This is a genomic window from Streptomyces sp. NBC_01717, from assembly GCF_036248255.1.
In the GTDB taxonomy this organism is placed as follows: domain Bacteria; phylum Actinomycetota; class Actinomycetes; order Streptomycetales; family Streptomycetaceae; genus Streptomyces.
In genome coordinates this window covers 9,010,874-9,024,747 of the sequence record NZ_CP109178.1, presented here as the reverse complement: position 1 = coordinate 9,024,747, position 13,874 = coordinate 9,010,874, and the positions used below count along the sequence as shown (strand labels likewise).

Here is a 13,874-nt window from a genome sequence, read left to right as displayed (position 1 = left end):
TGAACGGGGGCCGTCGGTGCGACGGCCCCCGTGGCGGCTGCCCGGCGCGTCCGGGGATGCCGACCCCAGACGGTCGACGGGACCGCGTCGCTATCCGGCGTAGGTCTCGTACTCAGCGATCTTCGGCGTGCCCGTCGAGCTGGTGATCTCGAAGGTGATCTTGCTCAGCGAGGTTCGGGGGACCGCAATGACGCCCGCACCGCTGCCGGAGGTCAGGACTGCTCCGGTGTCGCCGTTGATGACCCTCCACGATCCGATGCTGCCTTCGGAGCCTGACGCCTCCCGGATGTTGATCCTGGATACGGCAGTAGCGGAAGCCCACTTGATCGAGATGGAACCGGTCGAGCCGGCCGGCGACCAGTAGGTGCTCATGTCACCATCGCGGACGTTGCCGAAACTCGTCCCGCCGGCCTTGCCGGAGCCGTCGGAGCCGGCGCCGATGCTGAGGTTGGTCCCGCTGGGCTGGGTCGGGTCCGGTGTGGGAGTGGTGGGGTCGGGCGTGGGGGTGGTCGGTGTCGGTGTCGGTGTCTGCGGCGAGCAGTTGCCGTTCGACACCTGCAGCCCCTTGTTGGCGCCTGCGGTCTGGGTCACGATGTCCGGCACGCAACTGGCCGCGTCGAGGTTGTAGGAGTAGGGGATGCTGACAGTGGTGTTGGACTGGGGGTTGGGGCCGGCGGGGTTGTTCTCGCTGCCGGGGCTGGACCAGGTCACGTTGTCGAAGGTGTTGCCGCTGACCTGCCAGTAGCCGGCCGCGTCGGTGTAGAAGGTGCCCAGGACGTCCTTGGAGTCCTTGAAGTAGTTGTTGTCCACCTTCGCGCGAGCTCCGGCTCGGGAGTTGATGCCGGATTCGTTGAGCTTCACGTAGTAGTTGTTGTAGATGTGGGCTATGCCGCCACGCAGCAAGGGGGTGCGGGAGTCGATGTTCTCGTACAGGTTGTGGTGGTACGTGATGAAGCCGTTCGAGAGCTCGGTCTCGCTGGACCCGACGAGGCCCCCGCGGCCGGAGTTGCGCAGGATGCTGTAGGACAGGGTCACGTACTGGGTGTTGTCCTTCATGTCGAAGAGGCCGTCGAACCCTTCGGACTCCCCACCCGACGCCTCAAGGGTGGTGTGGTCGACCCAGACGTTGCGGACGTCGCTCTCCATGCCGATGGCGTCACCACCGTTGGACGTGGGCGAGCCGGATTTCTTGACGTTCCGGACGGTCACGTTCTGGATGATGATGTTGCTGGCCTCGCGAATGTGGATGCCCAGCTGGTCGAAGACCGCTCCGGCGCCGACGCCGACGATCGTGACGTTGCTGATCTGCTTGAGCTCGATCACGCCGTCGGCGGTGTTGCAGCTGTCGCCCGACACCTTGGAGGTGTTGCCGTGGTTGATGGTCCCCTCGACCTCGATGGTGATCGGGGTACTGCTGCTGGCCCGGCCGCACAGGGCCGCATGGATCGCGGTCCCCGTGGTGGCCCGCACCGTCTGGCCGCCCGCACCGCCGGTGGTCCCACCGTTCTGGGTCGCGTAGCCGGTGGCGGTACCGGTTGCTGCCGACGCCTCGGGCATCGACATGACCACACCGGTCGCGGCCGCAAGGGCCATCGTGGCCAGCGCCGCATTGAGTCGCAGTGCGACTGGTCGTCTCATCCTCGCCTCACCTTTCGTTGTCGAATGCTGGGTGTTGCTGCTACGTACCGTGCTCATTTCGGCGGGCCGTAGAGGCTGCCGACCTGTTGCCGGGCTGGTCGCCGGTCGGCCCAGATGTGGGTGGTGATGGCCGTTCCCGATTCCGCAACAATTTTCGTATGAGAACCGAGTTCGTGTATGTGAACAGCGGTGACGGTACGTCACCCGCTTTGACCCGTCAAGAAGTTGAGACGAACGATCAGCCGGCCGGTTGCTCCGGGGCGGCGGTGGAGTCCCTGATGACCAGGGAGGTCGCCAGCACGGTCTGGGCCGTGGCCGGCTCGCCGGGCGTCTCCAGAGCCTGGATCAGCAGATCGACCGCCGTGCGCCCCGCCGCGGCGGTGGGCATGGCGACGGTGGTGAGCCGGGGGCGGTTCAGCCTGCCCGCGACGGTGTCGTCCACGCCGATCACACTGATGTCCCGCGGCACGTGTACGTTCCGGTCGTCGAGCCCTTCGATGAGCCCTATGGCGACCAGGTCGTTGTAGGCGATCACCCCGGTGGCGCCCATCCCCAGGACGGCGGGCGTTGCCGCGATGCCGCCGTGTTCCGTCGGCGGATTGGGGCCGAGGACGTCCAGCCGGACCCCCTGGTCGGCGGCGGCCTTCCCGGCAGCCCGTCGCATCTGCGCACTGGTCCACGAGCCGCGGGGACCACCGACCAGGGCCAGATGCTCGTGACCCAGTCCGGCGAGGTGATCCACCGCGAGGGCCGCACCGTTCGCCACGTCCATGAGTACGGCCGAGAGCCCCGACACGGAGCGGTTGACCAGGACGAAAGGCAGCTCTCCGCCCAGACGGCCGATGACGTCGTTGGCCAGCCGGGGGCTGACCAGGATCACACCGTCCACCTGGCGGGCCAGGGTCTGGATCAATTCCTCCTCGACGGCCGCGTCCTCGTCGGTGTCGGCGACGAAGACCTGGTACCCGCGGACCCGCGCGTAGGCCTGAGCGGCCTTGATGAGCGGTGGGAAGAAGGGGTTGGCGATATCGGAGACGATCAGTCCCAGATTCCGTGTGCGGCCCGTGGTCAGGGCGCGTGCGGTCTCGTTGGGCCGGTAGCCCAGTTCCGCGGCGATGGCGAGCACCCGCTCGCGGGTTTCCCGCTTCACCAGATGTGGAGCGGAAAAGGCCCGGGAGACGGTCGAGACGTGAACCTCGGCAGCCTGGGCGACGTCACGGATGGTCATGACCACGGTTGCTTCCCTTGCCCGCCGTAAGCACTGTCGGCCGACCTCTGCCCGATCCCGGCGACCCCGACTCTTCGTCAGGCATACACACTAGCCCGCACCGACGGTGCCACCCTTCTTCCTACAACCGGTTGCACAAATGGGTAGCGAACAAGGGGCGGAGTTGACCGTTCCGACTCCACACCTGCTTCCGCGGACGCCTTGGCGTCAGCCGTGTTCTGTGCCATGTAGCACCGGAAATCCTTTCGGCCGGGGGTCGATGGGGTGTACGAAGCTTGGGGATACCTCGCCCCTCCGGCATGCGACCCTCAGACACTGGGATGCAACCGGTTGCATTCCGAGCTGGCATCAGAGTGGCGGCGAGTCCTGAGCATGTCAATGCTTGGGCCAAATCCCGTTCTGTGTAACGTCCTTGCTCCGCCGACGAGTCAGGCCCAGAAGGAAACCGGCACCGCCAGGCCGGCGACCAGGTCGTCGTCCTCGAGGGTTTCCGACGGGGAGCTGCAGGGGGATTCGATGCGCATCGGCGCCCCGTCAGGCCACGCCCCGACCGACGAGTGCCTACCGAAGCTCTGGAGGTGATTCCCGGCGGACCCCCGTCGGCGTCCGGCGTGCTGCTGGCAGGCGGCCGCCGACGGGGGCTGCATACCCCGGAGGACCGGCTCAGACGGTCTTGATCGCAGGGTCGGAGACGCCCGGGGCGCCCGTCTCCACATGGCCGGCGAAGCGGCGCAGGAAGGTGCTGTCCGCGTCGGAGACGACCTTGACGTCGTACCAGCGGCTCGTGGTGGCCGAGCTCACCGTGTGGGAGACGGTGGCGCCGGGGTTGACCTTGAGGGTCTGGGCCGTGCCGCCGTAGGCGTTGGTCACGGTGAGATTGACCGCGGCGGCGCCGGGGTTGGTCAAGGTGAGGGCCAAGTTGCCGGTGGAGGCGACGTGACGGGCCGTGACCTCGGGGCCGGCCGTCTTCGCCGGACCCTTCCAGGCGCGCAGGAAGCCGTTCGGGCCCCACACCGTGAGGTTGATCTGGTTGCCGGTGGAGCTGCTGGTGCTCCACGTGTCCGAGAGGGTCTTGCCCGCCTCGACCGTGTAGGGCCAGGGGCCATCCGTGCGGTTGCCCGAGGTGCTGTGGAAGTGGGCGCCGAGAGCGGATCCGCTGGAGAAGGACAAGGTGAACTGGCCCGTGGAGAAAGTGGCCTTGCCGTCCACGTACGGGCTGTAGCCGAGGGCTCGGGTCGGCTTGGAGCCGGTCTCCTGCTTCGGCAGGGTGCCCGTGGACGGCGGCACCGGGTGGTAGGACGGGTGGGTGTTGTGGTCCGGCGGTATGTAGCCGGCCGTCGACGGGAGGGCGGCCGGGGAGGCGTCCGCCCGACTGAAGTCGAACGCCGAGGTCAGGTCGCCGCAGACCGCGCGGCGCCAGGGGGAGATGTTGGGCTCCTGCACACCGAAACGCTTCTCCATGAAGCGGATCACCGAGGTGTGGTCGAAGGTCTCGGAGCAGACGTAGCCGCCCTTGCTCCACGGGGAGACCACGATCATCGGGACGCGTGGGCCGAGGCCGTACGGTCCGGCCGCGTAGCCGCCGCCACCGGTGTACAGGTCCTTCGAGACGTCCGCCGTGGACAGGCCCCACGCGGCGGAGGTGGGCGGGTACGGCGGAACCACGTGGTCGAAGAAGCCGTCGTTCTCGTCGTAGGTGATGAACAGCGCCGTCTTCGCCCATACCGCCGGGTTCGCGGTCAGCGCGTCCAGGACCTGTGAGATATACCAAGCGCCGAAGTTCACGGGCCAGTTCGGGTGCTCGCTGAAGGCCTCCGGGGCGGCGATCCACGAGACCTGGGGCAGCTTGCCGTTCGCCACGTCGGCGCGCAGGCGGTCGAAGTAGCCGTCGCCCGCCTTGACGTCGGTGCCGGTGCGGGCCTTCTCGTACAGGGGGCTGCCGGGCTGGGCGTTGCGGTAGTTGTTGAAGTAGAGCAGCGAGTTGTCGCCGTAGTTGCCGCGGAAGGCATCGCTGATCCAGCCCCAGGAGCCGGCGGCGTTCAGGCCGTCGCCGATGTCCTGGTAGACCTTCCACGAGACTCCGGCGGCCTCCAGACGCTCGGGGTACGTCTTCCACCCGTACCCGGCCTCCTGGTTGCCCAGGACCGGGCCGCCGCCGGTGCCGTCGTTGCCGGTGTAGCCGGTCCACATGTAGTAGCGGTTCGGGTCCGTGGCACCGATGAGGGAGCAGTGGTAGGCGTCGCACACGGTGAAGGCGTCGGCGAGGGCGTAGTGGAACGGGATGTTGTTCCGCGTCATGTACGACATGGTCGTGGCGGTCTTGGCCGGCACCCACTTGTCGTACTTGCCGTTGTTGTACGCCTGGTGGCCGCCGGCCCAGTCGTGGTTGAGGCCCTCGACGAACTGCAGACCCAGGTCGTTGACCTGCGGGTTGAAGGGGAGGATGTCCTTCGTCCCGTTGGACTGATAAAAGACAGACTTGCCGTTGTCCTGGAGAACCGGCCGCGGGTCGCCGAAGCCCCGCACACCCTTCATCGCCCCGAAGTACTGGTCGAAGGACCGGTTCTCCTGCATGAGGACGACGATGTGTTCGATGTCCTGGATCGTGCCGGTGCTGACCTGGGCCTGAACGGCGGCGGCTCGCGCAATGCTCTCGTTCAGCATCGTCGCTGCGGCAGTGCCGCCGGCTATCTGCAGGAACCTGCGGCGGTTGACCTCTGTCATGGCGTGACGACCTCTGCGGGTGAAGGTGGCGGGCAGCTGAGGGCACCCCAAGGACAGCGGCCCCCGGGTACCGGACGGAGGTTCTTGTGTGACATCTGGCCGTACAGCCGGAGAATCGAAGGTCACTATCCGATGGCCCGCGCAACTGGCCAGGAAAGTATGGGGATCAACCCGCCGCGCAACAGCACCGGACAGTCCCCAAATGCAGCGGCCAGTCGCGCTCCAGGCTCTGGATGATGGCGCCATGGACGTCGCGCCGCGGCTGCGAGGTGGCCTCCTCCTCCCCCGCCACCCGACCAAGCACGATGAGCCTGCGGCCATCCATCGCACGGCCGGGACACCGGCCTCTGCTGAACGTCCAGCAGCGGTGCACGAGCCGGGCGGCGGCCATCGCCGACGACGACCTGGTACAGGCAGTAGTGGTACATCCTCCCTCCGCCGATCTACGCGACATCCATCACCAGCCGACAATTGGCCGCCATGGCTGATGAGTTCGGTCTCCGGCTGTCGGTCGGACGAACCCGAACGAGGGTGGCGCGGCCCTCAACGGTGAGTGCACCTCCGACTCGGACCCGACACCTGCCGTGAATCTGCTGTGGAGCGTCCGGCTCCGAAAGCGATAGTGCTTGTTTGACGCCGAACAATCAAGGGGATCGTCCAATCGTTCATATCGATCAGATCGATCGGCCCTTCTTCGCACGATGGGCCAGGCAGCGCACCAAGCGTCGCGCCGCCAAGGATGGACCTGTCACACCCCAACTTCCCTACGCCGGTAGGTGAAAGATCCGATCTGCCACCCTGGGCGGACCCGTGAGCGGTGGGTTAATTCCGGCCGTCGACCTCAAAGCACCTTCTCGTTCCCGGTGTTCATCGTCCCGGTTGCTCGAGACGAACTGATCGACCTGACGCGTGCCTCCCTGTCCGGGCCCCGGGTGTGATGCCGAGGTAGCGGGCCGATTCGGCGCGGGATCCGCCTCGGACCATCTGCACTAGGCGGATCACGGCGTCGCGGCGCAGCAGGAGAGCGGGTCTGTCGAGTCCGTGCAGCGAGGTGGCCCACGCTCAGAAGGAGCGGGGGTATGCGGGCAAGGTCGATCCGGCCATGGTGGCTGGCCGGATGTGGAACAGCGCGGGTGGGCCGACGGCTCCGCGGCGACAGCAAGTGCTGTCGCTGATCGCAGTCTTCTTCGCGGGCGAGCTGTGCGGAGCGTGCTGCTCGGCGGTGTCCTGCGCCAGGGCCCATCGAGGGTCTGCGCGACGAGGGTGAGGAGGGCGGCGGTCCGGAGGGGGTCCCGGATGGTCGAGGGACCGGGCCGGCCAACCGTCTCCTTGGGGTCCGGTGCGCCGGGCAGGGGGTCCGGTGCAGGTTCTCGGCCCGAGAGGCGACGACGTCGAGATGTTCGTAGTCGGGGAGCACCGCAGCGGCAGGCCAGGTGGCGCAGACGGGGAGGGGGCGGCGCGTGCGTCGTTGAAGTATTGCTGGGATGGCCCAGGCTCTCGACCCTGTGCTCGGGCGGGCCAGCGGCGGCGTGGGCGAATCGCTGCTGTGGACAGCTATCGACCCTGCTATGTCCGCGGCCCCGGTGGCATCAGCGTCGGACTGGCCGAGCAGCTCAGCTACAGGTCGATACAGCCAAGACGTGTGTCGAAAGTAGATCTTGACGGCGCGATGATCTCAGCAAGTGCCGCCGATGCCGCCGCCCCGTCAGCCGCCGGGTCCTCCACTGCCAAAAGCCCCACTGTTGTCATCCTTGTGTGCGTCCCTTGGCGAAGAGGGCCGGTTGATCTCATATGGGCTGAGACCTTCCCCGAAATCATCTGCATCCCTCAAAGTCCGCTGGCTTCGGGCGGAACGCTCGGCCCGTGATCCCTGCTGTCGTGCTCGAGACCGACGGCGCGCGTCCCACCAGAGGAGGCCAAGCAGAACGACGACTACGACCACTGCTATGCCGACGGGAAAAATCCAGCGCACATCAGTGACGGCCACTGTGATGTCACTGATGGGCACCTGGCTCACAGGGTGGCTCATCTGGCCCACGTCCTTCCTGAGGGGATTCCACCGCTCACAGAGCGAGGCAGAGGCTTCCGCTCATTGGAGAGAGCCCGCGATGGCCGGAGCCGTGGGAAACTCCGATCCCGCCACCCTCGACGGGATCAATCTCGCGGGGTACACCTGAACTGGACGCCTGACAGGCTCAAGCTCCCTAACAAGTCTACGGCGGGGAGCGTACGGGGGCCGCTCCCCGCCCGGGGAGCGTACGGGGGCCGCTCCCCGCCCGCCCGGACGGAGCCTCACGGTGACACACGCCGCTAGGCGCCCTCCCCGAATAGGTTCACCGGATTGAGGCGGGCCAGTCGGGAGCCAGCGTGTAGCGCCAGCCCGGGCGCCAGGTGGGCGGGGCTGGGAGCGTGCAGGAAGGTGCGGGGGCAATGGCTACCCGGCGGTAGCTCCGGCCGCCGGGAAACGGTCCGTCGGCCAGGGTGAGCGCAGCCGCCTCGGCCAGGCCGAGGCGGCAGACGGTGGCGATCCGCCGGGCATGCCCGTCGTGCGCCGATAGCGAAGGCACCCAGCGTGAAGCAATCCACCCCTGAGGCTCCCGCCGCCCCGGCGCCCAAGGTTCCGGCCGCGCGTCCCCGGGTCAGCCGATGACGGAGCGCGGGCGGCGTCTCGGCCTCTGCGCCGGCTGCGATCTGTGCGTCCTCCCGCAGCCCCTTCCCGTAGCGCTCGATCGGCCGGGCCCGTCAGCCCTTCGCTGGGCGTAGCTCGATCTCGTGTCGGTCGGTCGCGATGATGCTTGGGATGGGCAGGCCGCTTCTCGTGTCCAGGTGCACAAGGGTCGCTTCCACCTCGGCCGGCCCCGGTGCCATCAGGGCTCCGTGCACGGGCTTGTCCTGGTTCACCCACGTGCGTTCGACGCCGTCGCATGTTGCTGCCGTGCCGCCGATGCCGTGCCGCCTCTCGCCGGCCCCCACCGTGGAAGACACGAAGACCGGCCCGGGATCCGACAACGGCGAGCAGCGATAGGTGCCGGAGAGGGTGACAGTCCCGTCCGTGGATACCGTCCCGGTCGGGGCGGCGGACACTGCTTGAACATCAGCGGCACCGACCGGACCCGTGGCTGCTGTCAGAAGAGCGCCGCCGATAGCCACGACACCGGCGGCGGCGACAAGACTTCCTCGCACTTGCTGATCTCCTTGATCGTAAGAATCTTCCCGCAGATCAACGAGATGCCTCGGGGGCGGAAACGACGACCAGAGCAGTTGCGGCGCGCTTTACGCCACCTGGCCGTAGCTGCGCGGGACCAGGGCCGGCATGGGCGGCTGCGCCTGGGTGAAGCCGCCCCGTGCCCGCACCGAGCGGCGAGCGACCGCGTGCCACAAGCCAGTTGAGCCGCGCGCTCTCCGGCGGTCCCACAAGCGTACGGATGGAACCCCGGGGGGCCTCCACGGTGTCGGCGTGGCGTTGCTTGCGCCTTCTCTGCACCAAGTCAAGGGAGGCTGTTGATGGGGATCCCCGAAAATTCCCCAGGGTCTGCTCGATTCCCCACTTGGTTGAGCGGTGGCCGATGAGGCCGGCGCCGCGCCCCGGATCGCCTTGGCTCAGCCCAGCGCGTCCATCAGGGCGGTGACATAGGCATCCAGCCGCTCCTCCACGGCTCGCGTCGTCAGCTCTGTCCTCCCTGCCTCCCGCCATGGCTGCGACACCGACTGCACTTCTTCCGAGAACGCCAGCCCGTCCCGCACCCGCCAGTACAGCCGCTCGCTCGCGGCCGTGGCCAGCACCCCGCCGGCCTCCTCATACGCCTCAGCGAACCGCAGACCCCACGCCGGGCCGTGCAGCAGCGCGAGATTGGTGGAGCAGTGCGCCACATCGAGATCCGCCGGGCCCCAGGAGGTAGCCGCCCAGTCGACGACGCCGGTGATGCGGGCTCCTGCCGGCCTTGAGGGCGGCACGTCGAACAGCACGTTGCCGGGGTGGAAGTCCCGGTGCAGGAATCGCCCTTCATACGGCGGCGCGGGCTTGCGGATCACGTCGATCGCCGCGGCCCATGCCGCCGCGTCGGCGCCCTGCGGAGTCACGACGGTGTCGGCGGTCGTCAACGCCACATACTCCCGAGGCCGCTCGGCGGGTCGCAACGCGTGGATCGCTACGAGTTGACGGGCCAGCAGAGCGACGCGCGTTTCCAATCCCTCATCGTCCAGGACCGTCCGGCCCGCCAGATGTGTCATGAGGAGCGACGGATACTCGCAATGCGCGGCGGTCGGATCAACCGCGACCAGTCCAGGAGACGGCACGCCGGTCCCCGGGAGCAGGGTCAGGGCGCCGGCCTCCCTGTTCAGCGAGTCCTCGGCGGGCTCCACGTCGACGAAGGTCCGCAGCACCAGGTCACGGGTGCCTCCGTCCCGCGTGCCGATGGTCAGCCTCCGCATTTCGGCAGTGATGCCGCCGTGCAGCGCCTCGGTTCTGACGATCCGTTCGCCGACCTCCAGGTGCCGGCTCACCCAAACCAGGGTCAACGGTCGGACAGCCGCCACCTCATCGTGGTTGGTCACCGTGCCACCTCATCATCCGGACGGCGGCACGTGCAAAAGCCTTCATGGGAGGCGATTGCCGTGCTGCTCAGTCAGAAACTCCACCGGCACGAGGCGGACCGTAGCCAGCACCGACGCCCGCCCGGAGTTCTTGCGACGGGCGATCACAGGCTTCACACCGAGCGCCCGGACGAGACGGCGGTACTTGTCGTGGAAATAGCAGAGGTCACCGATCAGGTAGTCGCCCCACGGAACTTGAGCCAGAAACGCCCGACGTGAACAAAGCCGGTGCCGGTCAGCTGCGGCGCCGCCCGAGCATGTTCCAGCGTGGTTCGGGCCTGCCCCCTCCTACCTGAACCGATCGCGTGCGGCTCCTCGCATGCCAACCGCCGGATCCGGATCCTGGGGCGCGACCGCTCACCCGTGCGCGGCCCGGGTGGTCCAGGCCGTGAGAAAGAGGTGAGCGCGTCGGACCGGCGGATGCCCCGCCGCATCCGCATCCACTAGGGCACTTCGTCCTTGTTTGTGCCTATTATCCGAGGTAGGGCCGTGCTGGTGCCGGCGGATCCCGGAGTCCGGAGTACCAACGGATAACCCGTGCCGTCGACAGTCGGACGTCGTGGTCGTCCCGAGGGGCACGAACGGCATACGGGCCATTACGGCGCCGGGGCCGCGGCGACCGCGGTCGGCGCCCACCCCCATTCAGCGCAGGAGGACGGCCATGCCCAGACACACGACCCGCCTGCGGCAACTGCTCAACGACCCGAAAATCCTGGTGGCTCCTGGAACCTATGACGGAACCGGGGCCCGGCTGGTGGAGCAGCTCGGCTTCCAGGCGTTCTACCTCAGCGGATTCGAGACGGCTGCCAGCATCCTGGGGCAGCCCGACGTGGGTTATCTGTCGCACACACAGATGGTGGAACGAGTCACGGCCATGGCCGATGTGGTGGACCTGCCGCTGATCGCCGACGCCGACACCGGCTTCGGCAACCCGCTCAACGTCCGCCGCGCGGTCATCGCCTACGAACGGGCCGGCGCCGCGGCGATGCACATCGAGGACCAGACCTTCCCGAAGCGCTGCGGGCACATGCTGGGACGCGAGGTCGTCCCCGTCCACGAAATGGTCCAGAAGATCAAGGCAGCGGTCGACGCGCGGCAGGACCCCGACTTCGTCATCATTGCCCGCACCGACGCGCGGACGGCACACGGACTCGACGAGGCGATCGATCGGGGCGCCGCTTACCACGAAGCCGGCGCCGACATGCTGTTCATCGAATCCCCCGAGAGCGAGGAGGAGATGCGGCGGATCTGCGAGGCGTTCCGCGGCACCGTCCCCCTTCTCAGCAACCAGATCGAAGGCGGCCGGACGCCGACTCCCGGTGTCGGCGTCCTCCAGGACATGGGATACGCCCTCGCGATTTTCCCGGTGGGGACAGCATTCGCGGCCGCCAAGGGAATGCGGGACTACCTCGAGGTGCTCGCGACTGCAGGCGACACGCGAGGCGCACTCGCGAACCTGATCCAGTTCGAGGAGTTCACCTCGCTGATCGGTCTTGGCGAGCACACCGAACTCGAGCGGCGCTACCAGTCCGAACAGTAGGACCGTGTCCTACATGGTGATTGGTCCTTGAGAAATGCATGAGGTGGCCGGTGTGGCGGAGGGCGGCGGCAAGGATGGTCTTGCCGTTCTGGCGGAGACGCTAATGGCGAGGTTTCGCAGGCCGGCCATGGTGCGGGGCAGGGGTGGCCGGTGCGGACCTCGGAGTGTTCCTCACGGTAGGTGCGGTCACGGACGTGGTGCAGGAGGTTCGCGATGCCCGAGTGACCCCTGATCCACCCGACGCGCACCTGCCGTGATCCGACGGACGCCCACACGCGTGAAGCCACCTCACGCACACCCCGGCCGTCCCCCACAGCCATCCGTCGATCCACCGGACAGGCGCCTCGTCGGTCCACCGGACGGGCGTCCCCGCACCCGGGCAACCCGTCAGACCGCCTCCAACACCATGGCGTTGGCGAGTCCGCCCGCCTCGCACATCGTCTGCAGGGCGTAACGGGCGCCGCGCTCGCGCATCGCGTGGACCAGCGTGGTCGTCAGGCGGGTGCCGCTCGCGCCGAGGGGGTGGCCGATGGCGATCGCGCCACCGTGCACGTTGACCTTGGCGAGGTCGGCACCGGTCTCCTGCTGCCAGGCCAGGACCACGCTGGAGAATGCCTCGTTGACCTCGAACAGGTCGATGTCGTCGACCCGCAGGTTCGCCCTGCGCAGCACCTTCTCGGTCGCCGGGATGACGCCGGTGAGCATCAGCAGCGGGTCGGAGCCGGTGACGGCGAAGCTGTGCAGGCGGGCGAGGGGGCGCAGGCCGAGGCGGGCCGCGGTCTCGCTGGAGGTGATCAGGACGGCCGAGGCGCCGTCGTTGACGGGGCTGGCGTTGCCCGCGGTGACGTTCCACTCGATCTGCGGGAAGCGCTCACCGAAGCCGGGCTCGTAGTAGGCGGGCTTGAGGCCGGCCAGGATCTCCGGGGTGCTGCCGGGCCGTACGCACTCGTCGCGGGTGACGCCCTCCAGGGGCGCGGTCTCGGCGTCGAACAGGCCCGCGTCCCAAGCGGCGGCAGCCTTGTGGTGCGAGGAGACGGCGAAGGCGTCCATCCGCTCGCGCGAGATGGACCACTTGGCGGCGATGAGTTCGGCGCTGATGCCCTGCGGGACGAGGCCCTCGGGGTAGCGCTCGGCGACTCCGGGGCCGAAGGGGTCCTTGCCGGCGGGCACGTTCGACCACATCGGCACCCGGCTCATCGACTCGACGCCACAGGCGACGACCAGGTCGTACGCGCCCGAGATGACGCCCTGGGCGGCGAAGTGCACCGCCTGCTGGGAGGAACCGCACTGGCGGTCCACCGTGGTCGCCGGGACCGTCTCGGGGAAGCCCGCCGACAGCACGGCGTACCGAGTGGTGTTCATGGCCTGCTCGCCGACCTGGTCGACGGTGCCGCCGATGACGTCGTCGATGAGGGCGGGATCGACGCCGGAGCGCTCGACGAGGGTGCGCAGGGTGTGGGCGAGGAGCTCCACGGGGTGGACGTGCGCGAGGGCGCCGTTCGGCTTGCCCTTGCCTATCGGCGTACGTACGGCTTCGACGATGACTGCGTCACGCATGGTGCGGGCCTCCTGGCCGCCGGGGCGACGGGCGGGCCGCCCGGCGCTATTACCGATGAGTTGGAAAATCAAACTCAGGATAACTCCAACAGTTGGAAAATCAAACCATCCTGGACCGGGCGTCATGACAGCCACGAAGGATCCGCGCCCCTGCTCCATCGCCGTCCGTCGAACCCGGCCGGCGTATCCTCCTGCCCCGACCTCCTGACACCCGTCGCACCCGAACGCCGGCACGGCCCCAACCGCCGCCGAGCGAAGGGAAAGTCATCGGTCAGGAGGCGTCCGTCAGAGTCCGCGCATCCGCCTCGGTCTCCTTCGGCAAAGCGAACGCCGTCCGGCCCGAGCTGCCGCCACGGCTGAGGTGCACACCGACCGCCGACGCCGACAGGCCCCGTACGGCGGCTACGCACCAGACGATCCGGAAGTCGGGACGTGAGGCGGCACCTACGGAGAAACCGACCACCGCGACCAGGACGGCGACGCCGACCGTGACCGAGATCTGACGGACGGAGTTGACCAGCGCCGACCCGGTCGCCGCACGGTGCACCGACAGGGGCGTGCACACCGGCGGCCACCAGAGCGCCCAGGGGCAGA

At 68.2% G+C, this 13,874-nt stretch carries 8 protein-coding genes; 1 reads left to right on the top strand and 7 read right to left on the bottom strand.

The genetic code is table 11. The annotated features are described in order from the left end of the window. Positions 1-90 precede the first annotated feature (90 nt). From OHB49_RS40760 to OHB49_RS40740, 5 genes are all read right to left on the bottom strand, one after another. Complete coding sequence (locus OHB49_RS40760; RefSeq protein WP_329166007.1) at positions 91-1,638, bottom strand: pectate lyase family protein; 1,548 nt, start codon at positions 1,636-1,638, stop codon at positions 91-93. A 238-nt stretch (positions 1,639-1,876) separates the two neighbouring features. Beyond that, entirely contained in the window at positions 1,877-2,866 is a 990-nt protein-coding gene (locus OHB49_RS40755; RefSeq protein ID WP_329166006.1) for a LacI family DNA-binding transcriptional regulator, read from the bottom strand. A gap of 663 nt (positions 2,867-3,529) precedes the next feature. Beyond that, positions 3,530-5,590: a phosphocholine-specific phospholipase C gene (locus OHB49_RS40750; RefSeq protein ID WP_329166005.1), complete on the bottom strand. Its 2,061-nt coding sequence runs from the start codon at positions 5,588-5,590 to the stop codon at positions 3,530-3,532. 2,742 nt (positions 5,591-8,332) lie between these two features. Next, on the bottom strand, positions 8,333-8,674 hold the full coding sequence (locus OHB49_RS40745; RefSeq protein WP_329166004.1) for a DUF6299 family protein: 342 nt from the start codon (positions 8,672-8,674) through the stop codon (positions 8,333-8,335). Between the two features lie 516 nt (positions 8,675-9,190). After that, positions 9,191-10,093 carry a phosphotransferase family protein gene (locus tag OHB49_RS40740; RefSeq protein ID WP_329166003.1) on the bottom strand — a complete coding sequence of 301 codons (903 nt, stop codon included), beginning with the start codon at positions 10,091-10,093 and terminating at the stop codon, positions 9,191-9,193. A 751-nt stretch (positions 10,094-10,844) separates the two neighbouring features. On the opposite strand from OHB49_RS40740, the gene OHB49_RS40735 reads away from it, so the two are divergent. After that, the gene (locus OHB49_RS40735; protein ID WP_329166002.1) at positions 10,845-11,723 is read left to right on the top strand and encodes an isocitrate lyase/PEP mutase family protein; all 879 of its coding nucleotides are present in this window, start codon (positions 10,845-10,847) and stop codon (positions 11,721-11,723) included. A 387-nt stretch (positions 11,724-12,110) separates the two neighbouring features. Here OHB49_RS40735 and OHB49_RS40730 read toward each other — a convergent pair whose 3' ends face one another. Further along, positions 12,111-13,280: a thiolase family protein gene (locus tag OHB49_RS40730; RefSeq protein WP_329166000.1), complete on the bottom strand. Its 1,170-nt coding sequence runs from the start codon at positions 13,278-13,280 to the stop codon at positions 12,111-12,113. A gap of 271 nt (positions 13,281-13,551) precedes the next feature. Next, positions 13,552-13,845 (bottom strand): hypothetical protein, encoded by a 294-nt coding sequence (locus OHB49_RS40725; RefSeq protein WP_329165998.1) that lies wholly within the window; start codon positions 13,843-13,845, stop codon positions 13,552-13,554. Positions 13,846-13,874: the final 29 nt, after the last annotated feature.